Consider the following 23,407-nt stretch of genomic DNA (forward strand, 5'->3'; position numbering starts at 1 on the left):
CCGGCCCGGCCGGGCGAGGGGTAAGGGTCAGTTCCTGATCGCGGTCAGGGTGTTGCGGACGCTGCCGAGCTTGACCTCGCGGCCGCCGTCGGCGTTGACCAGCTCCAGGATCTGGAGTGCGTCCAGCGGGTCGTCGTGCGCGTCCAGGACGGCCTCGATGCGGTCGCGCAGCGTGCGGGCGCGGGGCCTGGGCTGGGAGGCCGGGACCGGGGAGACGGCGGCCTTGGCGCCGCCCTTCTTCTTGCCCCCGCCACCGCCTTCTCCGTCCTCGTCTTCCTCCGGTTCGGGGAAGACGGCCTGGTAGGCCTCCATGCCGTCCAGGCGCTGGCCGTAGGCGTCCCCGATGAGGTCCCAGGCGGCTTCCTCGATCTCGGGCGGGGCGCCGGGGCCGTACAGGTCGAGGACCATCGGGTCCAGGCCCTCGGTGGGGATGGCCGAGCCGATGTTCCAGAACCGCATCTTGGACGTCGGGTAGCGGCCGTTGACGTTGTAGGCGGTGCCCTGGGTGCCGGGCCGGTCGTCGTCGGTGTGTTCCTCGTCGAACTGCGAGACGAGGTCGACTTCGCCCGCGTATTTCGGGATCGGGGCGAGGATCTGTCCGGCGGGCAGCAGGCCGTCGGTCACCAACTGCTTCATCATCGAGCTGGTCCAGCGCAGCAGGATGACCTCGCCCTCCTTGAGCATCGCCCGGAGGGTGTCGCTGCCGCCCATCTCCTCGAGGTGGCCGGCCTGCGCGAACAGGCCGATGCCGACCCCCAGGGAGCGGCCGGTGCGGCCGATGTCCTTGATGTAGAAGGTGGCTTCGTCCCGGTAGGGCGCGCCTCTCTCCAGGAGGCGGTTGGCCTCGTCCACGATTTGGTAGATCAGCGGGTCGGGCCGGCCTCGCAGGAACTTGGAGCGGCCCAGGCGGGCGTAGCGCTCCTGGCGGTCCATCATGGTCAGCCACGTCGTGCGTAGCTGCGCCATCGTGCCTTCCTGTGTGGTGACCCGCCAGGCGACGTTGCCGTCCGTACCGGGACCGGTCTGCCCGTACGCCTCGGGGGCGGACTGGCCGCCCTTGAGGTCGGCGTACAGCACGGCGATCCCGGACCGCTTCATCGCGGCGAGGATGATCTGCCCGGCGGTGGACTTGCCCGCGCCGGTGGTGCCGAACAGCAGCAGGCGCTGTGCGGAGCCGGATGCCGGGTCGTACAGGCGCAGCATGGAGGGCCGGCCGTTGTGGTAGCGGCCGATCCACACCCGCCCGCGGTCGTCCATGACCAGCAGTTGCGGGTCGGCGAGGATGACGCGGGCGAGCGGGTCGTGCGGGTAGATGGTGACCAGCGCCTTGTCGCCCATGACGCTGGTCTCTACCGCGAGCCGGTTGACGTCCGTGATGCGCAGGGCAGCGGCGAGCTTCATCGGGTGATACGTGATGATGTCGCCGGCCTCCGCCGCTTCCACGGTCAGCTCGTAGATCTTGCTCATGCGGGGAGCTCCTTGGTCTCCTCGTCGGGGATGTCGACGGTGCGGATCGCGGTGATGACGGTGGAGGGCATGCCCTTGGGGGCGATGAGCTTCTCCCAGGCCGTATAGATGTCCAGGGCTTCCTCGGGGGCCTGGCCGACGGTCAGCCGCCGGACTCCGGCGCCCTGTCGGGGGACGGGGGTGATGGCGATGTCGTCCTCGGGCCAGTTGATGGCCGCGGACAGCTCCAGCAGGTCGATTTTCGGGACCGGCTTGCCGGGGAGGGTGGAGCGGATGACGGCGGTCATCGACTCCTCGCCGGTGCGTTCGATCTGCTCCAGCACGGTGTTCGGGGCGGCGCCGCCCTCGATGGCGACGTGCTGCGCCCAGTAGGCGGCCATCGGGTGCTGCGGGCTGGCCTGGTCGGTGTCGGCGGTCAGGAGTTCCTGGGTCTGCTCGATGGCCTCGGGGGTCAGCGACTTCTCGCGGCCGGCCAGGACGCGGGCCAGGCGGGCCGGGCGCACGTACAGCACCACGGCGCTCCAGCCGGCGTCGGCGAGCATCTGCCAGTACCAGTCGATGCCGGGCACGATGCGCTGCGCGGTGAGCAGCGCGGCCATGGACACCGACGGGGACAGGTACAGGCCCATGGCAGTGTTGCCCGCCGCGTTGCGCGGCAGGGTCAGCGACCACAGGGCGCCCCATCCTGCGCAGCCGAGGGCGGCCAGCACGGAGGGGCCATAGAGGTCGTGGGTGAAGGTTCCGGTGGCGAGCGCGCCGGTGCCGGCCACGGTGGTAACGCGGCCGAAGGCGTTGCGGGCCAGGGCGAGGCGGCCGCGCAGGGGGCCGAGGCGGATCATCGGTGGCTCTCCTTCGGGGGCATGGAGAAGGGCGGAGAACCGGTTGGTTCGCCGCCCTTGGTGCTGAGGTGGGTTGGTGGTGGTGCGTGTTGGTCAGGTTCGGTTGCCGCGCACGTAGTCGAGGTCGATCCGCTCGTCGATCCCGCGGCCGGGGCTGCCCGGGGTGTGCTGGTCGGCGCAGTCCTCGGTCCACGACTGGTGCCGGTGGCAGGTGGTCCTGTCGGCGGCGGCCACGCTGCGGCGGGCTCCGGCCAGTTCCTCGCTGTGGAGGGCGTTGTTGAGCTTCCTCTTGCTCGTCGAAATCTCCTGTCGGGAGCAGGTGTGGGTCAGCGGTTGCTGTAGAAGGTGCGGTCGGCCATCTCGATGCCGTCGGGCATGTTGCCCGCGGCGTCCGCGACCGCGCCGTAGTCGGCGATGTGGCCGTCGGCGGTCTCGTGGAAGAGTGCGGCCATCTCCTCGCACTCCACCGCCATGGCCTCCGCTTCGTCCATGCAGGACCGCATCACGGTCGCCGCTTCGCGGTGCTCGTTGACGGTCGACTGGTCGACGGCCTTGGACGCGGCGAGGTCGGCGAGCTTGTCGACCGAGTCCGCGCAGTCCTCCACGTATTTGAACGTGGAGCGGACCTGGTGGGACAGGCCCGCCATGGTGGTGCTGGCGGCGGTCATCTGCGCGACGACGATGCCGAAGCGGACCGCGCCGACGATGACGGAGCCGGTCTTCTGCAGGGCGCCGCCGATCGCGGGAACGAGGTCAGACACGGTGGGTTCTCCTATTCGACGTGGTAGTCGCGCTCAGCGGGGGCGGCGTGTCCGGCGTCGCGGACGGTGTCGGCGAGCGGCTTGTGGCGGCGTTCGGCGTTCTCGCCGGCGGTGCGGATGGCCTCGGAGGCGGCGGGCAGTTTCTCCGCCAGGGCCTCCGCCTTGGCCTTCACGCTGATGGCCTTCTCCGCGAGGTTCAGCAACCAGCCCTCGAGGACGCCGGGCACCTTGAGCTCGACGATCTTCTGGTGGAGGGCTTCCAGCCGGGTCATCATCTTCTCGCAGCCCTCGGCGGCGGCGCGGGCTTCATCGACGCCCGCCATGATCTCCTCCGCCATGTCGGCGTCCGAGTCGATGACGTCGTAGATCGTCAGGTCGCTGTCCGCGTACTGGGTGCTCGGCGCCTTCGCCGGGACGGGCACGGTCACTCCGGTTCCTCCTGTCCGTGTTGCGGGAATTGCCCCGGCGGGGACACCGGCTCGTCGGCGGGCCTCACGCCGGCGCGCCTCCCAAAGCTGGCCGCCGACCTGCTCGACGGTGATCGTCGTGCCGTCGGCGTAGCCCCAGCCCGGAGGTGGGCCGAACCCTCCGCCCGCTGCTGCGCCCGGCCCCGGCGTGGGGCCGGAGCTGGTGGAGCTGGACGGGTCGGGAGTCGGGCGGCCGGAGCGGCGGGCACTCGCCCGCTCCCACCAGCCGCGACGGGAACGGCGCTTGTCGGCCTTCGTCTTCGGCCCCGTGCTCGGCCCGGTCGGCTTCGCCCCGGCCTGGCCCGTGGCGCCGGCGGATCCGGCGGCCGGGCCCGCCCCGGGCTTGCGCGGCTTCTTGGTGAGCTTGACCTTCTTGCGAAGGTTCACTTGCGGAGCCGAGCCGCCGGGGGTGGCTGCACCGCCCGTACCCGGCTTCGGCTTGGCCCTCTTCGTGAGGTCGACCTTCGGCGCCGCCGTGCCGCCCACGCTGGAGGACCCGGGCTTGGGTTTCTTGGTCAGGTCGATCTTGGGCGTCGTCGTCGGCGTCGGCCTGGCCGGGGTGGGCTTCGCGCTCTTCTTGCCCTTGCCCTTCGACACTGCGGTCAGGACCGGGGGGTCCAGCCGCTTGCGTCGTTTCTTCAGCCGCCGCGCCGATTCCGCCGCGATGGCCGCCGACAGCGTGACTCGTCCCTTGCCCTTGGGCTTGGGGCTGGGGCCGCCGCTGCTCGGCTTCCCTCTGCCCTTCTTGCGCTTGCCGGCCGTGGACAGGACGGGCAGGGGCAACTGCTTGCGGCGCCGGTTCAACCGCCGCGCTGATTCCTTCGCCACCGCCTCCGGCAGCGTGACCCGCCCCTTGCCGCCCGCGCCCGTCCCCGAGGTCCGCGTCTTCGTCCCGGTTGTGCCGGTCTTGGACGTGCCGGTCTTCGCCCCGGATGTGCCCGTTCCGGACGTCCCGGTCTTCGTCCCGGACGCACCCCTCGTGGATGTGCCGGTCTTCGGACCGGAGATGCCCGTCTTCGCCCCGGGCCCGCGGCCCGCCCTTGAGCCGGAGGGCGGAGTGGAGCCGCCGCCTGCCCCGGGCTTGCCGGAGGTGCCGAGGGTGGCGGTGCCGCGCTTTCCGCCCCCCGGCCTGGGGTTGTTGCGGATCCGGTCGGCGGCACGGTCGCGAACGGCTCCCGGACCGCCGGAGCCGTTCTTCGTCCCGGTTACGGGGGCTTTTCCGCCCCCCGTTCCAGTCTTTCCGCCGCCCTTTGCCCCGGAAGGCTCCAGGGCGCCTCTGCGCCCCCCGCTGGCGCTTCCCCGTCCGCCAGCACCCAGTACGCCTGTACGGCCACCAGAGGCGCCACCAGACCCCTTGCTGGGCGCCTTGGATCCAGGGCCGCCCGGCGCCTTGGAACCGCCGGAGGAACGAAATGTACCCGGCGTGGAATTCTTTACGGGGCTTGTCCGACCCCCTCCGCCGCCAGCCGTACGGGCACTCCGCCCGAATTCCGGACCGGACTGCAAGCGGCTTTTCTGCCGAGCCACTTCGACCCCGATCGCGGCTTTATCAGCCGTCGCTCGCTGCTGATCTGCAATCGCCCGATGATGTTCGTGACGCGCTTTCAGATAAGCAGCCGCATTCCATGCTCCACGCATTGCGGCGACGGTAATACCGGCCATCATCACCACCGACATGGCGGCGATTCCCGGCCCTTCCGGGGCATCCGGCATTCCCGGGTCCGCGTGTGTGGTCGTCGTACTCCCGCCGCCGACGTCGGCATCTCCGGCCACCAGCAGGGAGGGTGGGGGTGCCAGGTCGGGCAGGGCGGTCAGGGCGGGAGCCGCGGCTCCGGGCGGCGGCGGGCCGCTGCCCACCGGGCCCGGGATCGTGAGCCCGCCGGGGAAGCCGAGGACGGTCCCCCCGGCGTCGTCGTCGGCCATCGGCCGTCTCCTTCGATCAGTCACTCAGGGCCACGAATCAGGAGCGCCTCACGCGCGCGTATAGGCGCGCGTGTTGCGACCCCGCGATTCACGGAGTGAAGCGGTGATGATGAACAGTGGTGAGCGCGGAGCGTTACGAGCCGGGACCCCGGCCCTGCTGCTTCTGGGTCCACCCCTGGAGCAGCAGGACCAGGTCGGCCCATGCCCTGTCGTCGGCGCCGGCCAGGAGGCGGGCCAGATCCCACAGCGCGGTCGCCCGCGACCGGTTCGTGGTGGTCTCCGCCAGACGCTTGTTCCAGCGCGCCTCCTGGCCCTTGGAGAGCGGGGCAGCCACTTGTCAGGCCCTCTTTTCCAAAAAGTCCAGGAAGGTATGGTCGCCGTCGCCCGAGCCCGCCTTATTCGCTACCCCCTTCCCGTCGCCGGTCGACTCGGTGAGGGCCTGCGAGAGACCGTTGAGCTGCCCGGCAGTGTTGACCGCGCGGGCGGCGCTCAAGCCCTTCTTCCTGGCTTTCTCCAACTCCTTCTTCTCCGCCTTCTCCTTACGCTTTTCCGGCAGCTCGACATAGCGCCGCTGGTATTCGACGTCGAGTTTTCCGGCGTGCTTCACGGCGTCCCGAAGGTCGCTTTCAAGCTGCGCCAGCGGACGCGACGCGAGAAAGGCGCGGATCCGGGCCTCGAAGGGCTTGTCCCCGTCGAACTTGATGCTCTCCAGGTCCGCCCGATACTCGCGGAGCAGCACCCCGACCTCGTCGGCCATCTGCCGCAGCCGCTCGCGCTGCTGGGCGCCGTACAGGGCCGTGCCGCCCGGCTTCATCAGGTGGTCGGAAGTCCACCGTGCGTTCTCGGACATGCGAAAAGGACCTCCAGGTCTCGGTGGGGATGTGCAGAGGACAGCCGGGTGGAAGGCTGTGGCGCGGCGTTTCGGCGCCTTCACCGCGCCCCCGAGGCGCTTCCTTCGTCTCGGGGGCCGGTGGAACCGTCGAACCGCTCGGTGGTGCAGGTCACTGCTTCGGGCGGTATCCGCTGGCGATGAGCGCGACGGCCTCCTGGCGGTACTTGGAGGCGGTGTCGGTGGACGACACGTCGAACGCGTGCTGGACGTCGGCGATCGTGACGACCCGGCACAGCTCGCGGTGGATCCCCTCGGCGTCGAGGCCGACGAACACCGCGCCGGCCGCGAGTGCCATGCGCGCGACCTTGCGGACCGCCCGCTCGCGCGGCGTCAGCTTGGCGGCGTCCTCGATTTCGACCGCGCGCCGCTCGACTTCGGCGGCGGCGAGCCGCCTTTCGGCAGCGGCGTACTCGGTTTCGGCTTCACGCTTGCGGGCCGCCTGTGTGTTGGCGTCGGCGGTCGCCTTGCGCTCGTTCTCCTCCGCCGCGAGCCGGTCGGCTTCGGCGGCGCGGCGGCGGGTTTCGGCAGCGGCCCGCTCAGTTTCGGCGGCGGCCCGATCGGCTTCGGCGGCACGCTGCCGGGCCTCCGCGATCTCTGCCGTCTCGATGGCCTGAGCCTCCGCCGCGGCGACCCGGTCGGCCTCCGCCGCCAGCCTCCGCTTCTCCGCCGCCTGGCGCTCCAGCTCCGCCGCGCGGACGTCCGCGGCGGCCTTGGCCTCGCGCTCCTGGGCCTCCTTGCGCTCCGCCTCCGCCTCGCGGGCGCGGGCTTCGGCGATAACGGCCGTCTCCAGCGCGGCCGCCTCCAGCTCAGCGGCCCGCTCAGCGGCGCTGACCTGGGCTCGGGCGTGTGCGCGGGCCTGGCCGGTCTCGCCCTCCACCCGGGCGCGGACGGCTTCCAGCTTGCCCTCCGCCTCCAGCCGGTCGGCCTCCGCCTGCTTGCGCGCAAGCTCGCGGCGCGTCTCCGCGTCCAGGCGCCGGCGCTCGGCCTCCTCCGCCCGCTGCTCCGCCTGGCGTTCCTGCTGCTCAGGCATCGCGAGGGCCTGCGCGACGGTGTAGCCGTGGGCGGCCATCTTCATCGGCAGCAGTTCGTCCTCGGTGGCCTTGCCAAGGTCGCCGTCGTACTTGCGCTTGAGCCACTGCTCGTAGCCGATGAGCTCCTGCTGGCGCCGGATCATCTCCGGGTACGAGGTGACGTTGTGCAGCCGCATCCGGCGGTAGAAGACCGGCGTGGCGACGGGGGAGAGAATCCAGCGGTGCAGCGGGATCCGGTCGGTGACCGTTCCCGCCTCCAGCCTGGCCTTTTGGATGATCAGGCGGCGGGCGGCCTCGACGCCGATCACGAACAGGAGCGGCATGACGCCGTGGCTGGCGGCCTGCACCGGGTCGGTGCCGACGTGGCCTTGTGAGCTGGCGTTGAACCAGATCGTCGCACCCGTCATGGCGTGCGCGGCCATCCGCAGGAGCGGCCACGGGGTGCCCTTGCGGATCAGGTACAGGTCCAGGGCGAGGAACGCGATGATGCTGGCGTCGACGCCGACCGGGAACCAGGGGGCCAGTTCCTTGCTGAATCCCCAGCTCAGGGCGACCTTGGCCAGGGTGCTGTAGGACATCGCGAAGCCGATGACGCCGACCAGCGTCCCGCCGCCGGCGGCGACGAGGGACAGGGCGGTCATCAGCCGGTCGCGAGTGGGCTTGATCGTCTTCCGCTTGTCCGGGCTCGAAGCGCTCCGGGGCGTACCCGAAGCCTTCTCGGGTGCGCGCGAAGCGAGGCCCGGCGGGTGCGAAGCAGGGGTGTCGGGAGCCGCGGTCTGCGGCATGTCGGTGATCGTCATGGGGGCCTCCGGAAGAGGTCGTTCAGGGCGGGGGCGAAACGGCGGCCGGTGCTCCCGAAACGCGGAGGGGCGTTCCCGAAACGGCGGCCGGTGCGGTCGGTTGATCACGAAACTGGCACCGGCACTACCCGCTCCGGGCACGCGGAAAGGCCGGCCTCCCGAGAGGCGGGCGGCCGGTGCGGGGGAGCGTTGCGGGGCGGGCCCGAAACTGCCTGCCGCTCCCGCCGGGCGGGAACGAAATCAGCTCTCGGGGAATCGCGCGCCGTGCCGGCGGAGGTCGGCGGTGGTGATGCCGAAGTGGGCGTTTTGCCGTGACAGTTCGCGTGTTCGGCGCCAGCGAGGTCGGTGACCTCGCGCAGCCGCTCGCGCTGGGGCCTCGATCAGATGCCTCGCCGAAACGACCAGCGGGGTGGCGTCGCCGTACCTGACGGTGCCGTTGCGGACAATGCGGTACTGGGGGAGGGGGTGCGCGTAGTCCTCGGCGAGGTGGACCAGCCAGTCCGAGGTGTCGAGCCCGTGCTCCCTGGCGACGGTGCCCCCGTTCTTCTGTGGCCGGGCTTTCCGGCTCCCGTTCACCGCCCGTCCCGGCCGCCGTCGTGCAGCGGTCGGTGCGGGCGGATCCGGCAGCCGGCAGTCAGGCCGCGATCGCGAGGAGCCGGCGCGGGGCGATGGCCTTGCCGTCGGGGAGCAACTCGCCGGTGTCATCGAACAACAGGACGCCGTTGCACAGCAGGCTCCAGCCCTGCTCTGGGTGGGCGACGATGGTGTGAGCGGCCTCGTGGTCTGAGCTGGTGGCCGGCGGGCACGTCGGCGTGTGCGGGCATGTGAGCGGGGTACCTCGGCGCATGGCCTCTCCTACGGAGACGGGCGCCCGGGCTTTGCCCGGGCGATAGGGAGAGGCCGACGGTCCCGGTCGGGCCGTCGGCCTGGTGAAGGGTGCCGTGGTTGGTCGGGAAGTCGCCTGCTGCTCCCGGCGAGTGGAGGCGGCGAGGGTCAGCGGCCGTCGTACGGCAGCGCTCGGCAGCGCTCGGCGTGCATCTGTGCCCAGCCCCGGGCTGCGGCAACCACCGGCAGCGCGGCCTCAGCGGATTCATCGGCGTCGGCGTCCAGCAGGAACACGTCCGTGAACGGCAGCTCATGCCGCGGGTCGGTGCAGCCGTGGCCGGTGCACCGGGCGAGTGCGGCGAACGCGACGTTGTTCTCGTCGCTACGAGTCGTCCTGTTGAAGCACTTGTTGAACGTGATGAGCAGCTCGACTTCGACAACCGCGTCGGCCAGGGCGCCGAAGCGGCCCACGACCTTCTTGTCGGTGTCGTAGTAGCTGATGTACCGGGTGCCGCTGGCGAGGTGGCGACGGTGGCTGCGGATGGACTCGACGACCGTCTCGGTGACGTCGGGGGCGGCGGTGTGACGAAGCATGGGGTTCTCCGGGTCGAAGGTGAGGATCCTGTTGTCCGGCTCCCCGTCACCGCCTGGCCGCCGCGGGGGAGCGGGGAGGACGGACGGATCAGGCAACCGGCAGTCAGGCAGCGGTCGGAGGACCGTACCTACGCGCGAAACTGGCGGCCGCCGACAGAACGGCGAGCAGTTCGGACACTGTGCGGTCAGGGCGCCGGCTCCACGCCTCGACGTCCACGTGCGGAACGCCGGTGACGAACTGCAGCAAGATCTGGACGACGACTTCGGCGACGGCCGGGACGTCGGTGTCCCCGCTTTCACCGCGGACCTTGACCAACGCGTCGAGAAAGCGACGGCTGGGCGGCGGGGCGTCACGCTGAACCGCCCGGCCGTGGCTGGCCACGAGGCGCATAGCGGCCTCGAGGTGTCGGCCGACGGCCGTCCCGGGGACCGAACGCCCGCTGGGGCCGACCCACTGCGCAGCGTCGCTGAACTTGCTGAGCATGTGCTGAAAGGTGATGTCGACCGGGATGCCGGGCTGGTGCGAGGGCGGTGCCGCCATGGTGGCCTCCTTGGTGGCCGGGCTGTCCGGCTCCCGTCACCGCCCGGCCGCCCCGGGGGAGCGGCGGTCGGGCGGATCAGGCAACCGGCAGTCAGGTGACCGGGGACACCGACCGCGGAGAGCGGACGTCCAGCAGCCGCTCAGCCTCGCCACCCGGGGTCAAGAGCAGCTCGCCGCCGGCCTGCCGTACGGCGCCGTCGACGTCCTCAATGAGGGCAGCGACGTCCGCACGCAGCTCGGCCGGACCTCGGGTCCAGTCGGTGACGCCCGCCAGGAGGGCGGCGACCAGCGCGCCCTGCCACTCGTGTGTGACGGCGGCGAGGGCCAGGCCAGAGTGGTGCGTCAGCCGCCAGCCGGGTTGGCCGACCGCCCGGTGGACGAACAGGCCGCCGACGATGGTGCGGCGGACCCGGACGGCGATGCGGCCGCCTTCGCGCATCGGCACGAGCAGAGCGACCGCGCTGGCCTCCTCCGTCGGGTGCTTCTTGGGGGTGGTGGTCATGCTGCCCCCTTCGCCTTGCGGGCGGCGCGGCGCTTCAGCGCGCGCCGCTCGTCCTCGGACAGGCCGCCCCACACGCCCAGTTCGTTGCGGTCCAGGGCGTCCTGGAGGCAGCTTTCCAACAGGGGGCACCGACAGCACACGGCCTTGGCCTCCTGGATCTGCATCAAGGCGGGGCCGGTGTTGCCGATGGGGAAGAACAGTTCGGGGTCCTCGTCCGCGCAGGCCGGTCGCGGCTTTTCTGCGACGGCCGTGCTGAGGGGGTTGTAGGCGTAGGTCCGTACCAGGTAGTGCATGGGGGCCTCCCAGAAACGGGCAGCCGCAAGGAGATGACCTCGGGGCTGGTGAATCTGCTGCAGCCGCCCGGCCACAGCAGGGGGTCTGTCACGACGGTCTCCGCGCCCCCGCCCGACACAGAGCGAAAGCGCGGAGCGGTGCAAAGTGAGCTGGTTGACGCGGTGGCAGCCGGTCGTAAAGCGTTACCAGGGCCGGTTCGACGACCACTTGTTCTGCTCGGCAACCTTCTGAGACAGCGCCTCGCGCTCCTCGTCCGTCAGCCCGACGCCGGTCATCAGGCGCTCCCGGTCCCGCCACAGGTGTCACAGGTCTTCCAGGTCTGCCGGCAGACACCGTCGCTGCTGGTGTCGACCAACCAGCCCTTGGCCCCACCGCAGGTACCGCACGCTTGGGCGGCTCCTTCGCGGACGAGACGATCGGCGGTGGTCCACACCGAGCCGACCGCGAAGGGCTCGGCCCCCGGCCGGAGCACGTCCTTCACGATCAGCGCCCACTGGGCGCACCGACGCTTCAGCAACTCGCGGGCGCGCTGGGCGTCCCGGATGAGCGCGACCACCTCGAACGCGCCGTCCTGGTTCTGATAGATGGCGCCGGGGCGGCGTGGGCCGATCTCCGTGGCGATGACGCGGCGCAGGGCCTCGAGGACGCTGGGGTCGGGTACGGCCGCGGGCGCGGGCCGCGGATGTGCGATGCTGGCGTTCATCTGGGCCTCCCGAGGGTCCAGTGGCGTGAGATCAGCCCCCCGGAGGTGCTACTCCGGGGGGCTGCTGACTGCCGTACGAGCAGCCACGGCCGGCCACCCTCGCGAGCGGGGGTGGCCGGCCGTGATCGTTCGTAAGTAGGTTCAGCGCGCCGGGTGCTGCGGGTGGAGCGTGGTCAGCGGCACGAGGGTCTCCAGCGGCGCCTCACCTGCGGGCAGTTGCGCGCGCCGGGCGTCAGCGTCCTTCACCTTCGGGAGCACCGCGGCCCACTCGGACGTCCGCTTCACGGGGGCCGCTGCGGCGTACCGGCGGTCGAAGCGCTGACGCTCCCGGGCGCGGGCGGCCTGGCGCTTGGGCTCCTGGCGGTACAGCCGGAGGAAGGTGCCAGCCAGCCGCTCACCATCGCGGCAGGGCAGCGGCTGTCCGTCGTGGCCGACGGCCTCGCGCCTGCAGGCCGGGCACTGCTGCTGGTGTCGCCGGAACACCTGGCGGACCTGTTCCACACTGAGCGGGGCGGGCTGGATCTGGCTGACAGCCGGGGCAGGCACCACCTTCGGCTTCGGCAGCACCTTGGTGGCGCGGCGCGAGACGGTGGTCGGAACCGCCTCGACCAGCTTCGTGCGCCAGGCGTCGACCGCCACGTCGATGTTGACCTGGCGGTTGCTGCCAGCCGTGCAGCGATGCGGTTCAGCAGCGCCGGCGCGACCGGTGTGGTGGGGCACCAATTTCGGCGTGCCCAGCATGCCGGTGATCGGGACCCAGGTGGAGCAGTCGGGGCAGACCAAGTGCTCCTTGCCGGGGGCCAGATCGAGCTGGTGGGCCTTGAGCTCGGAGGCGATGATCGGCGGACGGTGGTTGACGTTCGGGGTTCGCGTCTTGCGGCGGCGCTTTCGGGCCGTCGGCATCGCGAACGTCGTGGTCGCCATGGGGGACTCCTCATGGTCGGAGGGAAGAGGCGCGTCACGGTGCTCTCTCCGCCCGCCAGGCCGCACGGGTCAGTCCCGGGCATCCTGACGAACGGACAGCGCATCTGCGCTGCGACGTGCATGCGGGAGCCACACCAGCCAGGGGACTGGTCCGGGGGATTTGGTGGCGCTATCGACCCCGGCCCTCCCCATACGGGGAAGGGGCTTCCTGCGGTAGTGCGGGGTGCCGGCAGTCCGGCGCCCACCACCGGGGCCGTGCTGCGGCGCGGCCCCGATAGAAGACGGCGGTGGTGCTTACGCGGTGCTCCCAGAGGGTCACCGACGCCTTACATACATCAGGTTGCCTGAGGTACCCTCAGGTGTCAAGCGGTATAGTGAGGCACCTAGACGGAGTTGAAGGAGGCGAAGGTAGATGCCCGGGGCACCCCGAGCCGACAATCGGCCGCCGTACGCACGCATCGCGGGCCACTACCGCAACCTGATCAGCTCCGGGGAGCTTGCGCCAGGCGACCTGTTGCCCAGCATCAAAATGCTGGCCAGCGAGTGGGAAGTCAGCACGGCCACTGCCGACCGGGCGATGAGGGTGCTTCGCGAGGAAAAGCTCGTGCAGGGCATCCCGGGCGTGGGAACGGAGGTGATGGCAAGCCCGATCTCGCTGTCCTCCGGAGCCGAGCGCCACGACCGCAGCAGCAAGACGCAGTCGTCGTGGGGGGTCGGAGAGAGGTCGTCCGGCCACACCGCCGACATAGTTGAGGCTCCTGAGGACGTGGCCCACGTGCTCGGGGTTTCGCCTGGCGACTCAGTGATCCGCCGAAGCCGTGTATACCGAGACGCGCATGGCCTCGTCTCCCACTCGACGTCTTGGATCCCCGCCGAGTTTGCCCAGGTGATCCCGGAATTGGCACGGAGTGAGCGGCTTAAGGGCGGGCTTTCGCTGGACTTGATCGCTCGGGCCACCGGGCGCCATGTCGCGCAGCGCGTGGACGAGGAGACGGCTCGCATCGCCACGGCGCGCGACCTCGAGCTCCTGGAACAGGAGCCCGACACCGTTGCGGCAATTCTCGTGCTGACCGCGAGGTTCCTGGACGCTGACGGTGAGTTGCTTGAGTACGGCGTCGACCTAGGCGCCCCCGGCCGCACCCGGCGAACCACGTCGGAGGTCCTGCGATGACCGGCCGATCGGTCACCGTACCTCGCGCGATACTCCTGGCGGGTCTGCAGGGATCCGGGAAGACCACGCTTGCTCGTGCCTTGGAGGAGGTGGGCTTCCGTCGCCTCTGCCCCGACGAGGAGATGTTCCGCCGCTACGGCCACTACGGCCGGGATTTTCCCCGCGGCGAATTTAGAGTTAGGGAGGCACCCGTACTCAAGGACGTCGCCCTTGAGCTCCAAGAGCTCATGGGGGCCGGCCGCGACGTGGTGGTCGACCATGGGTTCTGGACCCGAGAAGAGCGGACCCAGTGGACAGCGACGGTGATGAAGGCCGGCGGTGAGCCCGTTCTGATCTACCTGCCCGTACCGCATGAGGTGCGCTGGGACCGGATCCAGAAACGCAACCAGAACTCGCTCGTCGACGCGAACAGCATCGAGTTCAGCGAGGAAGATCTGCTGCGGCATGCAGGCCGTTTCGCTCCGCCGACCGCCGATGAGCCGCACATCGTGTACGACGGTCACCCGGAGAAGATCCTGGCCGGGCTCCGCCGCACGCACCCCGGTGGTCGTCGACATTGACTCCTACCTCCCACTCGCCTCGCCCGACGCTCGGTAACCGTCTTACGGGGACCATCAAACTCGCGGGAGTTGATTCACAACATCACAGCGCTTTGTCGAAGCTCGTACGCATCGTCGTTCACGGGTTTTCAACATCTACGTACACACGGGATTTCGAGGCGTAGTCCTAGGCTCGCGACCATGACGGCGATGGAGGGGATCAGGGTGGGGAAACACCGTGCAGGGTGGCGGCCGGACAAGCTGCGCGAGCAACGCGAGGCCCACGGCCTCTCCCTCGAGAAGGCTGGCGAGCGACTCCGCGAGGTCGCGGAGAAGGCCGCGCTCAAAGGCATCCCAGCCGCAAATCCCCAGACCTTGTGGCAGCACGAGCAGGGCGAGGTGTACCCGGGCCCGCACTACCGGCGCGCCTACTGCCTCCTGTACCGGGCCACCGAGCCCGACCTGGGCTTTCGGGCCGCCTTGCCGGGCGAGGAGACGTCTTTCAAGATCACGCCCATGGACGACCACCTCAACGGTGCCCATGTCCTCGCTGTCGAACGGGCGATTCACCGCATCACGCCCGGCAGCGGCGACGCCGACCACTTCGCGTTGCAGCAGCGGATCATCGACGCCTGGAAGAGGAGGCGTACCGGCGGTGACCCGCACCGTCCCGCCCTCATCTTGGTCGGCGGCTTCGCCGGCAGTGGGAAAACCGAATTGGCCCGGTTCTTCGTTCAGCTCACCGGCTGGCCGCTGCTCGACAAGGACCCGCTCACTCGCCCGCTGGTGGAGAAGTTGCTGATCGCGCTGGGAGGTGATGCGAACGACAGGCATACCGACCTCTATCGGAGCCAGGTTCGCCCGGTGGAGTACGACTGCCTGATGCAGTCCGCCATGGCGAACATCAGGTGCGGCATCTCCACTGTGCTGACGGCACCTTTCATCTCGGAGATGACAGATCCGGCCTGGATGCAGCGTCTGGCCAACCGGGCGGCCGCTCTTGGGGTCGACGTCTTCCCAGTTTGGGTGCGCTGTGACGAGGGGTCGATGAAAGAGTACATAGGGTTCCGCTCGGCGGCCCGCGACGCCTGGAAGCTCGCCCGGTGGGATGAGTACATGTCCACGATTGATCTTGAGCTGCGCCCGGCCGTCCCACACCTGGTGGTCGATAACCGGCTGGGTACTGCGGTGACCCTCGCGGATCAGGCCCGGCAGGCGATGGGGGTGATGTACGCGTGAGCCGGCTGAAGGGAGTCGTCCTGTACGGCCCACCGGCGGCGGGCAAGGACACCGTGACTGCGGCACTCGCTCAGCTCGACGAGCGGTACGGGCAGTTCGCGCGGCTCAAGGTCGGCTCGGGCAAATCCTTCGGCTACCGGATGGGCACGGCGGAGCATCTGCGCGAGCTGGAGGCCGCGGGCGGAGTCGTCTACGCGAACACCCGCTATGGCAACACGTACGTCATCGACGTGCCCGGCCTGGACGCGGCGTTCGCGACCGGGGTGCCGGTGGTGCACCTCGGGCAGGTCGACGGCGTCCGGGCCCTGGTCGACGGCTACCCGGCGGCCTGGTCGGTCGTGCTGCTGTGGTGCCCGCGCGAGGTGACTGCGGAGCGCTCCGCAGGCCGGGGCGACAGCGACACCACGGCACGGTTGGCGGCGTGGGACGCGACCCGGGAGGACCTGGACGCGCATCCGAGCATGACCTGGGACCTGACCGTGGACACCACGTCGGTGTCGCCGCAGGAGGCGGCGCGGCTCATCGATCAGATGCTGGTGCGGCGGGCGGCGACGGCATGAGCGCGGGCTACGGCTGGGCGAGCCGGTCCAGGGCTTCGGTGAGCGTGAGCTCACCGTCGTCCTTGGCGTCGTGCCACCGTGCCAGCGTGGACGCGGCCGCGCGCAACATCTCCGGCGGAAGGCCGGCGGTCCCGAGCGCGTCGGCGGCCTCCTCAAGCTCCGGTCCCCAGCGCCAGGCGCGCGCGGCGGCCTTGGCAACGTACTCGGGCTCGGAGAGATACGAGTCGGTGCGCTTTGAGGCGACCTCGATGAGCTCCTGGTCGACGCCGTGCTCGCGCGCCAACCCGACGGCCAGCGCAACAAGTACGCGGCTGGTCTTCTGGAAGGCGGCATACGAGAGTTTCAAGGCGGATGCCTGGCCGATCTCGGTACCCAGCGCCTTCGTCCGCACGGCGGTCCTGGCGAAGAGGGCCTCGATCCGGGCGGTCGCGACGGCCGGGCCGGACAGGTATAGCGTCGGGGTCTTACCGCGCACGGGCGGGGAGCCGACGACTCCGCCGTCCACGACGGTCATGGCCGACCCGAGCAGCCCGGTGATCCGTTTCGTTCGTTCGGGGTTGATGGCGTTGGCCTCTACGTACACCCCGGTGAAGCCGTGCTCGGCGACGTCGCGGGCCAGATCCTCGGCGGCGGCTGGTGGGCAGAGGCTGATGACGATGTCGCTGCGATCCAGTAGGTCCGGCAGCGTGGGTACGGGCGTCAATCCGAACTGCCTGGCACGCGCTGCGGATGCGGGGCTGCGCCCCTGCGCGCACCACAGGACTGCGGCCGCGTTCGTCGCGGCGCAGGCGGCAATGGCAGCGCCCATGCTGCCGGGATGGAGGATGCCGACGGCGGGTTGGTGCACGGTGCTAATCCGTTTCATTGAGCAGGATGGCGATGGCGTCGGTGACGTCGTCGACGGCGTGGTGCGCGGGGGAAAGGCCGTCGGGCCACGGACGGCCGCGTACCCAGATGGTGCTCAGGCCAGCCTCGCGGCCACCCCCAATGTCTCCGGCCGGCTGGTCGCCGGTCATCCAGCCGCCGTGGGCCAAGCTTCGGCCGCAGCGGCGAGCCGCAAGTTCGTACAGGCGCCGGTCCGGCTTGCGGATCTCCAGATCGTCGGAGACTGCGACCCCGTGGACCAGGTCGGCGAGGCCGGCCGCAGCGAGCTTGAGGCGCTGGATGTCGCTGGCGCCGTTGGTGACGATGCCGATGGTCCACGCGGCCGCGCGCAGTTGCACCAGGCCCTCGAGAACCTCCGGTCGGCAGGTGATGGAGGCGGTCATCAGCTCGACGTACTCCTGCCACAGATGGGTGGCGGACTCCTGCAGGTTGAAGGTGACGCGCACCCGGGCAAAGTCGCTGGGGTTCGCGCGGTCGGTCAGCTCGGTGCGCAGCCGCTGCTCAATGATGGCGTTGAAGTCGTGTGCGCGGCACAGGGCGGTGACGGCGTCGCTGACGGCGGTCTGACGGTCGACGAGCGTTCCGTCCAGGTCGAAGAGGGCGAGTCGGGTCACGGGCAGGAACTGTATTGGGTCCGGTGCGCCTGTGGTCGCGCGGTGTCGTACTCCGCCAGCTCGGAGGAGGGGATGGGTGAACAGACCGCGGCGGTGTTCGGAGCCGATCACGTTGTCGGAGCGGGAGGTGCGATTGCTCTCGGAGATTCCACACGGCTCGGCATCATTCGAGACGGAATTGCAGTACGAGCTGGAGTCCGGGCACCAGGGACCGCACGCCGTGCTCGGGGACTTCTCGAAGCCTGTGGGGGCCGGCCGACTGACCAACGGCGAGGCCGTGACGTGGTGGGTCCGATGGGACAGCCCGACCGGTCGCCGCGATGTCGTGCCGCAGGCAATCTGCCCTGCGGAGACCGCTCCAGGAGCGGTCAACTCCGAGGTGTGCACCTTGTTCTCCGGGCACCCGGGGCGGCACGACTTCGAGTGGGCGGTCCCCGACTACTTCCAGTGAGGGGCCGTCTCCTGCCGGGGTATGCCCCTGTATGCAGCCCACTAATGTGCCGACTTTCCTACCATTCATCATATTTTCCTGCGCGCAGGCTTCGTCGGCGTGCCACATCCTTCGATGATCGCGGCGGCCTCCTCGATACGGTATCTTTCGCGGTATCGCATGTAAGGGTGAGGGGACTCCTGATGACCGATCCGATCCAGCGGATTGACGCTTTGTTGGAACGTGATCGCCTGCCGTCTCTGGAAGTCCGTCAGCGACTTCGGCTCGCCGCCGGCCTGTCTCAGAACGACGTTGCCCAAGCGATCGGCGTCAAGAGGCTGGCTGTCACGCGCTGGGAGTCAGGCCAGACCCACCCTCGGAAACCGCATCTTCAGGCGTACGCGCACCTACTCCGGCGTTTGGCCGAGCAGTTTCCCGACGCCGCACGCAACGGTGGGGGAGCGCATGCCGAATAGGCCCTCACCCACCACACCGTTGCGCACCGCCACCACAGCGCGCTCAGGCCAGTCTGGTCACGGATACACCTCACCCCTGACGGGGGAGGCTGAGATGTCGTAGACGACGCGAGGCGGCACCCGCTGATGCGGGATTTCTAGCCGCCCGGGGCTGAGCTCGTGATGCCACTCACCACTCAGCGCCCCTCGGTTCTCCGGTCGAGCCTGCCACGGCTCTCCCCGGAGGGGCTGTTCGACCCGGTGCCACCCGGCTTCGAACAGTTCAACTATCGGTTCCACCAGAACCAGCCACCCCGTAAGGGCGGCTTTCGCGTACCTCCGAACTCGAAGGAGCGCTGCCATTTTGCACTACCCCTTGGGGGCCTGTCAGCCCCGGCGTGTCCGTTTGGCGCGGATTGCGACTTTGTGTACGTCACATCTCCGCCCGTCGAGTGATCACTCGACGGCGAACCAGCGCCAACTCGGAACACTCGATCGACCGCACACGGCCTGCCCTCGGGCGGCGGCCCTCCGGTCTCCGACCAGAATCCATCGCGACCAGTCGCGGCTCGCCGTCGCTCGGCCACCTGCGGAGAACCTGGATCTCGCGCGATCTCGGTCCACAGGGCGGGGCCCGCAGGCTCACGCCATGATGATCTCCGCTTGGTTTCCTCGCACCGTCGTCTCCATCGGCGGCGCGCGATGAGCGCCGCGGGAGCGTCGGCCGTCCCGCTGAACCACACGCCGCAGGAGTTCGTCGACAACTTCGTCGACGGCGGCGCACACGAGAGCGTCATCCCGAGCCCGTGTGACGGGAGGGAACCGGAGGTTTTCGCGCGCCGTGCGGGAGCGCCGGGGGTGATCGGCGCTGAGCGGACTCTGTCCACGGGTCCTGCCGTGCAGGGTCGGCGGATGGATGAGATGGATGAGGAAGCGCGCGTTCTGCCTCGAAAGGGGGGTGTCCGCTTTGGCGTGTACACCGGCCTGATGACGACACAGATGGCTTCGGCCCTGGTGGCTCCCGCCGCTCCCGCCGCTCCTGTCGGGGCGGTGGGCCGATGAGCGCCCTGGCGGCACCGGCCGCCGCGTTCGCGCGCCCCCGTACGGAGTTGTCCGTGCCGGCCGGGCCCGTCCCGGAGCGGTCCGCGGGACATCCGCTGTCGCTCGGGCGGGACGCCCGCGCCCGTCTGGGTGGCGCGGTGCGCTCGCTGCTGGACCTGGCCGGCCTGGACGGCGCCTCCGACGCGGTGCGCCTGGCGGTGCTGGTGCTGGCGTCGCGGACGCCGTCGGAGACCGGTGTCGTGGAGATCCGCACCCGTGAGCTCGGGCGGTGGCTCGGGCTGTCCGCGTCGTACACGGCCTCCAACGTGGTGCCGGTGCTGCGCCGCTCGGGCGTGGTGTCGGTGGAGACGGCGGAGGGCGAGTACGGCCAGGACGGCGGCCTGAAGTGCCGGGTGCTGCCGCTGTGGGCGGCGCAGGACGTTGTCGGGCACCCGCTGAGTCTCGCGAAGAAGGAGTACGCCACGCTGCTGCGGCTGCTGGAGGCCGTGATGGCGCCGGGCTGGACGCACCGGGACGGCTCGGTGACCCCGGCTGGTCTGATCGGTACGCGTACCGGTCGGGGCGCGGCGACAGATCGGCTGGCGCTGCTGCTGCTGGTGCTGGAGGCGCGGGAGTCCGGGCGGGTGCGGCAGTGCGGCGGGACGGTGGACACCAAGCGCGGCCGTGCGGCGGCGACGGTGGCCCGGCTGCTGGGCTGCTCGGCGTCGGCGGGGGAGCGGGTGCTGGAGCGTCTTGAGGCCCGGGAGTTGGTGCTGCGGGTGCGGCTGAAGACGGGCTCGGGCATGCCGAACCGGTCCCGGCTGGTGGTGCCGGCGGTCGCCGCCGCGCACGGCCGTACGGTCGCCGACGACCTCCAGGAGGACCGTACGGAGGCCCTGATGCCCGAGTTTTCAGACCCCGACGTTGCGGCAGGGCCTGATGAGGCTCCGGGGCCGGAGGAGGAGTCGCAGGTCAGCGGTGTATTGGTGATGGATGAGGCAGGTGTTGCAGAGCCCGACGTTGCGGCAACCCTTCACACTGATCACCCTCACCTGGTTCCTCCTGTCCCTTCCCCCGCTCTCTCTGGTGGGTTTTCCGGCGAAGGCCGTGGAGCTGAAGGCCGTCGGCCGGACCGCGCGTGCGTGCGCGAGGACGGCCCGCTTCGCGGGGAACAGCCGAAGAAGTCCCCGGTCGTCGAAGGCGTGGAGGGCGGCCGCAGGTCGGCGGTCGGCACTTCGGTGCGGCTCGAGGGCAGTGCGGGCCGGGTCGGGTGGCAACGGGGGAGGGTTCCTCTGCCGCCGCCTGACCTGCGGGCCGTTCTGGCCCCGGTGGACCTGGTGTGGGCGCGGCTCGAACGCCAGCCCGCACGCTGCCTGGTGGAGAGCGCGGCCCGTCGGGAGTTGGCCCGGCTGCGTGGCTTCGTCGGCCCGTCGGACGCGCCGCAGGTGCTCGCGGACCGGCTCACCCGCCGCCTGGAGGAGCAGATGCGCCTCGGCAGGCCGATCCAGGACCCGGTGGGGTGGCTGATCCGTCGGGGCCTGCCGCAGCGTCAGCGGTGCGGCGAGGTGCGGTGTGACGACGGCACGCTCCTCGACTCCGGCCAGCAGTGTCCCTTCTGCGAAGACCGGCGGGCCGACCGCAGGGCTCAACGCCAGGCGGCCGCGGCCGCCGTCGAGGAGGAGATGCCGCACGCCTCGCCGACCGAGCGCCGCGCGGCCATCGCCCGGCGGGTGCACAAGACCGTGACGGCCCAGACGTGGGCGAAGATCCGCGAGTGGGAGTCGGTCCGCCGGTGGGAGGAGGTCCGGGCAGCCCGGGCCGCCGCCGTCGCCGCAGCCCGCGCCGACGCCGCGTATCCGGCGCCCGAGGTCTTCGGGGGCCCGCTCGTGCTGCCGGACCTGCCCGGGCCGCGCCCGGCCACCGTGCCGGAGACAGCCGCTGACGCGGTCGAACGGGACCAGGCCGCCTCCCGCCAGCGTGCCCGGCGCAGCGCGCAGGGCCTGTGCCCCGAGCACGGCGCCCGCCCGGGCTCTTCGGGGCGGTACGCCGAGTGCGGGCCGGACGACGCGGTCGACCGGGACGCCCCGGCCGTGCCTCAGCAGCGGGTGACCGCCGGCCCGCCGCGCGGCGTCTGCGGCGACTGCGGAGTCCGGATCCTGATGGTCGGCAGGGCCCTCGAGGACGGCCGGTGCACGCCCTGCCGCGAGGAAGCCGCCACCCCGGCCATCCTCCAGGCGCCCGCGGCCCTCGCCGCCGAGGATCAGCCGTTGCGCTGCTCGGGCCGGGACCCCCGCGGCGGGCCGTGCGGCCGGCAGGCGCTGCCGACCCGCAGCGTGTGCGCCCGCCACCGGATCCAGGAACTCGCCGCAGAGGCCGCGGAGGTGGCCCGATGACCCATACCCCGCGATCGGAAGGCGTGGACTTCGCCCGTGTCGCGCTCCGCGCCGCACGGCAAGCCGCCCGCCGCAACGGCGGCCGCCCTCTCCAGCCCAGGCACCGCGCCGCCGCACCGGCCCGCCGCGACGGGCGCGATCCGATGAACCTGGCCGGCGCACTGGCGGCGCTGGTCGTCGAACGGGCCTGGGAAGTCCCGACGGCCGGCGCGACCCTGCGCGAGCGGTGGACAGTGATCGCCCCCGAACTGGCCGAGCACGTCGCGGCCGTCGGCTACGACGCCGCCTCGGGCCAGCTCACCGTGCAACCGGACTCGGCCGCCTGGGCCACGAAGACGCGCCTGGAGCAGACCCGCATCATCGAGGCCGCCAACACCTCGGCCGGCCGGACCGTCGTCCGGGCGCTGCGCATCCTGCCGCCCGGCACACCACCGGCCAGCGCCCCTCTCGGTCCTGCTGCGCCGACCGCCGCCGTGACCGCTGGGCCAGTGAAGACCCGGGAGAGCACCTCGGCCGGCTACCGTCGCGCCCTCGCCGCGCACCTGGCCGCCAAGCCCACCGGCGCGGAGCGGGATCCGGCCGTCGCGGCGGCCTACGAACGGCAGACCGCGGCGCTGCGGCGGCAGCGGAAGCAGGCCTTCGCCGACGAGTCGGCGGCCAGCACCCGGCCGTCCGACACCATAGGCGACAGCCACCGCCTGGCCCTCACCCGCGCCCGCGCAGAACGTGCAGCCAGGAGAGGAACCGATCCCGCCTCACAACGGCCCACGGCAGACTGAAGATCCCCGCCTCAAGGGGGGCTGACGGGCAACCGGAAGGAGTGCAGGGTGACCGATGCCGACCAGCCCGGGAGGCCCTGGCGAGCTGAGGGCGATCTCGCACGGATCGCCCTGCGGCACGCCCGACAGGCCGCTCGCCGTCAGCAACCCGCCCCCGCCCGGCGTCGGGCGCATCCGGCGGACTTGCCACAGTCCGCCCTGCTGAGCGCCGTGCTCCTCGAGGCGGCCGCCGAGTACGGCTGGCCCGTGCCCGAGGTCCACCCGGTGGTGGCCCAGTGGTCTGTGCTGGCCGGGGAGCGCCTCGCTGCGGGCCTGACCGCCATCGGCTTCGACCCGGTCACCAACACCCTTATCCTCCAGGGAGCGTCGCCCGCCTGGGCCACCCAAGGGCGGCTCCTCGCCAAGCGGCTGATCGAGCAGGTGAACGGCCGTCTCGACGCCGATGTGATCCGAGCTCTGCGGATTCTGACGCCCGCCCAGGCGGAGCCCGCCCCATCGCGCGCGCCCGTTATCGTGCGGGAACCGGGTGTCCTGGCCGCGTTCCGTCGACATGACAGGTGCGTGCCCCGGGAACCAGCGCACCTGTTCACCGGGGTTTACGGGCCCGAGGCGGCCCCACGACGCTCGGATGTCGTGCGGGCCGCGGCTCTGGACCGGGCCCGAGCCGCGAGGGGCGAAGCTGCCGGACCGGGGGCGCCGCCTGCTTCCCCCTCGCTAGGCTGACCCGGGGTGCTGCCG

26 protein-coding genes are annotated in these 23,407 nt (G+C 71.0%); 9 read left to right on the forward strand and 17 right to left on the reverse strand.

Translation table 11 applies throughout. The features are described 5' to 3' along the window. Positions 1 to 27: 27 nt before the first annotated feature. The 15 genes from ACZ6X9_RS32750 to ACZ6X9_RS32820 all read right to left on the reverse strand — a co-directional run bounded on the left by ACZ6X9_RS32750 (position 28) and on the right by ACZ6X9_RS32820 (position 12,563). Entirely contained in the window at positions 28 to 1,467 is a 1,440-nt protein-coding gene (locus ACZ6X9_RS32750) for a P-loop NTPase family protein (protein WP_469781676.1), read from the reverse strand. Beyond that, positions 1,464 to 2,306, reverse strand: coding sequence for a hypothetical protein (locus tag ACZ6X9_RS32755; RefSeq protein ID WP_469781677.1), 843 nt, complete (start codon positions 2,304 to 2,306; stop codon positions 1,464 to 1,466). Before ACZ6X9_RS32755 ends, ACZ6X9_RS32750 begins: the two co-directional genes overlap by 4 nt. A gap of 93 nt (positions 2,307 to 2,399) precedes the next feature. Beyond that, positions 2,400 to 2,540 (reverse strand): hypothetical protein, encoded by a 141-nt coding sequence (locus tag ACZ6X9_RS32760; protein WP_469781678.1) that lies wholly within the window; start codon positions 2,538 to 2,540, stop codon positions 2,400 to 2,402. A 92-nt stretch (positions 2,541 to 2,632) separates the two neighbouring features. Next, the gene (locus ACZ6X9_RS32765) at positions 2,633 to 3,067 is read right to left on the reverse strand and encodes a hypothetical protein (RefSeq protein WP_469781679.1); all 435 of its coding nucleotides are present in this window, start codon (positions 3,065 to 3,067) and stop codon (positions 2,633 to 2,635) included. Between the two features lie 11 nt (positions 3,068 to 3,078). Further along, positions 3,079 to 4,338 (reverse strand): hypothetical protein, encoded by a 1,260-nt coding sequence (locus ACZ6X9_RS32770; RefSeq protein WP_469781680.1) that lies wholly within the window; start codon positions 4,336 to 4,338, stop codon positions 3,079 to 3,081. Positions 4,339 to 5,590: 1,252 nt separating this feature from the next. Further along, entirely contained in the window at positions 5,591 to 5,791 is a 201-nt protein-coding gene (locus ACZ6X9_RS32775) for a hypothetical protein (RefSeq protein WP_469781681.1), read from the reverse strand. A gap of 3 nt (positions 5,792 to 5,794) precedes the next feature. Continuing rightward, entirely contained in the window at positions 5,795 to 6,307 is a 513-nt protein-coding gene (locus ACZ6X9_RS32780; protein WP_469781682.1) for a hypothetical protein, read from the reverse strand. Between the two features lie 151 nt (positions 6,308 to 6,458). Next, positions 6,459 to 8,180 carry a DUF2637 domain-containing protein gene (locus tag ACZ6X9_RS32785; RefSeq protein ID WP_469781683.1) on the reverse strand — a complete coding sequence of 574 codons (1,722 nt, stop codon included), beginning with the start codon at positions 8,178 to 8,180 and terminating at the stop codon, positions 6,459 to 6,461. Positions 8,181 to 8,814: 634 nt separating this feature from the next. Beyond that, positions 8,815 to 9,027 (reverse strand): DUF5999 family protein, encoded by a 213-nt coding sequence (locus ACZ6X9_RS32790; protein WP_469781684.1) that lies wholly within the window; start codon positions 9,025 to 9,027, stop codon positions 8,815 to 8,817. Between the two features lie 146 nt (positions 9,028 to 9,173). Next, positions 9,174 to 9,599 carry a hypothetical protein gene (locus ACZ6X9_RS32795; RefSeq protein WP_469781685.1) on the reverse strand — a complete coding sequence of 142 codons (426 nt, stop codon included), beginning with the start codon at positions 9,597 to 9,599 and terminating at the stop codon, positions 9,174 to 9,176. Positions 9,600 to 9,702: 103 nt separating this feature from the next. Then, positions 9,703 to 10,140 carry a DUF6197 family protein gene (locus ACZ6X9_RS32800; RefSeq protein ID WP_469781686.1) on the reverse strand — a complete coding sequence of 146 codons (438 nt, stop codon included), beginning with the start codon at positions 10,138 to 10,140 and terminating at the stop codon, positions 9,703 to 9,705. Positions 10,141 to 10,231: 91 nt separating this feature from the next. Then, the gene (locus ACZ6X9_RS32805; RefSeq protein ID WP_469781687.1) at positions 10,232 to 10,642 is read right to left on the reverse strand and encodes a hypothetical protein; all 411 of its coding nucleotides are present in this window, start codon (positions 10,640 to 10,642) and stop codon (positions 10,232 to 10,234) included. Further along, the gene (locus tag ACZ6X9_RS32810) at positions 10,639 to 10,935 is read right to left on the reverse strand and encodes a WhiB family transcriptional regulator (protein ID WP_469781688.1); all 297 of its coding nucleotides are present in this window, start codon (positions 10,933 to 10,935) and stop codon (positions 10,639 to 10,641) included. Before ACZ6X9_RS32810 ends, ACZ6X9_RS32805 begins: the two co-directional genes overlap by 4 nt. 275 nt (positions 10,936 to 11,210) lie before the next feature. Beyond that, complete coding sequence (locus ACZ6X9_RS32815) at positions 11,211 to 11,639, reverse strand: hypothetical protein (protein WP_469781689.1); 429 nt, start codon at positions 11,637 to 11,639, stop codon at positions 11,211 to 11,213. A gap of 141 nt (positions 11,640 to 11,780) precedes the next feature. Continuing rightward, a complete protein-coding gene (locus ACZ6X9_RS32820; RefSeq protein WP_469781690.1) occupies positions 11,781 to 12,563 on the reverse strand; it encodes a hypothetical protein in 783 nt (260 codons plus the stop codon). Positions 12,564 to 12,975: 412 nt separating this feature from the next. On the opposite strand from ACZ6X9_RS32820, the gene ACZ6X9_RS32825 reads away from it, so the two are divergent. The 4 genes from ACZ6X9_RS32825 (at position 12,976) to ACZ6X9_RS32840 (ending at position 16,072) form a co-directional block, all read left to right on the forward strand. After that, positions 12,976 to 13,734: a GntR family transcriptional regulator gene (locus tag ACZ6X9_RS32825; RefSeq protein ID WP_469781691.1), complete on the forward strand. Its 759-nt coding sequence runs from the start codon at positions 12,976 to 12,978 to the stop codon at positions 13,732 to 13,734. Next, positions 13,731 to 14,294 carry a P-loop nucleotide/nucleoside kinase family protein gene (locus tag ACZ6X9_RS32830; RefSeq protein WP_469781692.1) on the forward strand — a complete coding sequence of 188 codons (564 nt, stop codon included), beginning with the start codon at positions 13,731 to 13,733 and terminating at the stop codon, positions 14,292 to 14,294. The genes ACZ6X9_RS32825 and ACZ6X9_RS32830 overlap by 4 nt, the downstream gene beginning before the upstream one ends. A gap of 180 nt (positions 14,295 to 14,474) precedes the next feature. Next, on the forward strand, positions 14,475 to 15,512 hold the full coding sequence (locus tag ACZ6X9_RS32835; protein ID WP_469781693.1) for a P-loop nucleotide/nucleoside kinase family protein: 1,038 nt from the start codon (positions 14,475 to 14,477) through the stop codon (positions 15,510 to 15,512). Further along, the gene (locus ACZ6X9_RS32840) at positions 15,509 to 16,072 is read left to right on the forward strand and encodes a phosphotransferase-like protein (protein ID WP_469781694.1); all 564 of its coding nucleotides are present in this window, start codon (positions 15,509 to 15,511) and stop codon (positions 16,070 to 16,072) included. Before ACZ6X9_RS32835 ends, ACZ6X9_RS32840 begins: the two co-directional genes overlap by 4 nt. Positions 16,073 to 16,079: 7 nt before the next feature. Here the strand turns inward: ACZ6X9_RS32840 and ACZ6X9_RS32845 are convergent, their stop codons facing one another. Further along, a complete protein-coding gene (locus tag ACZ6X9_RS32845; protein WP_469781695.1) occupies positions 16,080 to 16,919 on the reverse strand; it encodes an NAD(P)-dependent oxidoreductase in 840 nt (279 codons plus the stop codon). 4 nt (positions 16,920 to 16,923) lie between these two features. Next, on the reverse strand, positions 16,924 to 17,571 hold the full coding sequence (locus ACZ6X9_RS32850; protein WP_469781696.1) for an HAD family hydrolase: 648 nt from the start codon (positions 17,569 to 17,571) through the stop codon (positions 16,924 to 16,926). Between the two features lie 133 nt (positions 17,572 to 17,704). Between ACZ6X9_RS32850 and ACZ6X9_RS32855 the strand changes: the two genes are divergently transcribed. The 5 genes from ACZ6X9_RS32855 to ACZ6X9_RS32875 all read left to right on the forward strand — a co-directional run bounded on the left by ACZ6X9_RS32855 (position 17,705) and on the right by ACZ6X9_RS32875 (position 23,392). Further along, positions 17,705 to 18,022 (forward strand): hypothetical protein, encoded by a 318-nt coding sequence (locus ACZ6X9_RS32855; protein ID WP_469781697.1) that lies wholly within the window; start codon positions 17,705 to 17,707, stop codon positions 18,020 to 18,022. A 182-nt stretch (positions 18,023 to 18,204) separates the two neighbouring features. Next, the gene (locus ACZ6X9_RS32860; RefSeq protein WP_469781698.1) at positions 18,205 to 18,477 is read left to right on the forward strand and encodes a helix-turn-helix domain-containing protein; all 273 of its coding nucleotides are present in this window, start codon (positions 18,205 to 18,207) and stop codon (positions 18,475 to 18,477) included. A gap of 1,037 nt (positions 18,478 to 19,514) precedes the next feature. Continuing rightward, entirely contained in the window at positions 19,515 to 21,890 is a 2,376-nt protein-coding gene (locus ACZ6X9_RS32865; protein WP_469781699.1) for a hypothetical protein, read from the forward strand. Next, positions 21,887 to 22,669, forward strand: a complete 783-nt coding sequence (locus tag ACZ6X9_RS32870; RefSeq protein ID WP_469781700.1) for a DciA family protein — start codon at positions 21,887 to 21,889, stop codon at positions 22,667 to 22,669. The genes ACZ6X9_RS32865 and ACZ6X9_RS32870 overlap by 4 nt, the downstream gene beginning before the upstream one ends. Before the next feature lie 183 nt (positions 22,670 to 22,852). Beyond that, positions 22,853 to 23,392, forward strand: a complete 540-nt coding sequence (locus ACZ6X9_RS32875; protein ID WP_469781701.1) for a DciA family protein — start codon at positions 22,853 to 22,855, stop codon at positions 23,390 to 23,392. Positions 23,393 to 23,407: the final 15 nt, after the last annotated feature.

Source organism: Streptomyces sp. NPDC052910 (genome assembly GCF_055585605.1).

Bases quoted from the DNA above. Each gene is read 5' to 3' on its own strand.
- ACZ6X9_RS32750 (WP_469781676.1), bottom strand. From the start codon at position 1,467: ATGAGCAAGATCTACGAGCTGACCGTGGAAGCGGCGGAGGCCGGCGAC.
- ACZ6X9_RS32755 (WP_469781677.1), bottom strand. From the start codon at position 2,306: ATGATCCGCCTCGGCCCCCTGCGCGGCCGCCTCGCCCTGGCCCGCAAC.
- ACZ6X9_RS32780 (WP_469781682.1), bottom strand. From the start codon at position 6,307: ATGTCCGAGAACGCACGGTGGACTTCCGACCACCTGATGAAGCCGGGC.
- ACZ6X9_RS32785 (WP_469781683.1), bottom strand. From the start codon at position 8,180: ATGACGATCACCGACATGCCGCAGACCGCGGCTCCCGACACCCCTGCT.
- ACZ6X9_RS32790 (WP_469781684.1), bottom strand. From the start codon at position 9,027: ATGCGCCGAGGTACCCCGCTCACATGCCCGCACACGCCGACGTGCCCG.
- ACZ6X9_RS32795 (WP_469781685.1), bottom strand. From the start codon at position 9,599: ATGCTTCGTCACACCGCCGCCCCCGACGTCACCGAGACGGTCGTCGAG.
- ACZ6X9_RS32800 (WP_469781686.1), bottom strand. From the start codon at position 10,140: ATGGCGGCACCGCCCTCGCACCAGCCCGGCATCCCGGTCGACATCACC.
- ACZ6X9_RS32805 (WP_469781687.1), bottom strand. From the start codon at position 10,642: ATGACCACCACCCCCAAGAAGCACCCGACGGAGGAGGCCAGCGCGGTC.
- ACZ6X9_RS32810 (WP_469781688.1), bottom strand. From the start codon at position 10,935: ATGCACTACCTGGTACGGACCTACGCCTACAACCCCCTCAGCACGGCC.
- ACZ6X9_RS32815 (WP_469781689.1), bottom strand. From the start codon at position 11,639: ATGAACGCCAGCATCGCACATCCGCGGCCCGCGCCCGCGGCCGTACCC.
- ACZ6X9_RS32820 (WP_469781690.1), bottom strand. From the start codon at position 12,563: ATGGCGACCACGACGTTCGCGATGCCGACGGCCCGAAAGCGCCGCCGC.
- ACZ6X9_RS32825 (WP_469781691.1), top strand. From the start codon at position 12,976: ATGCCCGGGGCACCCCGAGCCGACAATCGGCCGCCGTACGCACGCATC.
- ACZ6X9_RS32830 (WP_469781692.1), top strand. From the start codon at position 13,731: ATGACCGGCCGATCGGTCACCGTACCTCGCGCGATACTCCTGGCGGGT.
- ACZ6X9_RS32835 (WP_469781693.1), top strand. From the start codon at position 14,475: ATGACGGCGATGGAGGGGATCAGGGTGGGGAAACACCGTGCAGGGTGG.
- ACZ6X9_RS32860 (WP_469781698.1), top strand. From the start codon at position 18,205: ATGACCGATCCGATCCAGCGGATTGACGCTTTGTTGGAACGTGATCGC.
- ACZ6X9_RS32865 (WP_469781699.1), top strand. From the start codon at position 19,515: ATGAGCGCCCTGGCGGCACCGGCCGCCGCGTTCGCGCGCCCCCGTACG.
- ACZ6X9_RS32870 (WP_469781700.1), top strand. From the start codon at position 21,887: ATGACCCATACCCCGCGATCGGAAGGCGTGGACTTCGCCCGTGTCGCG.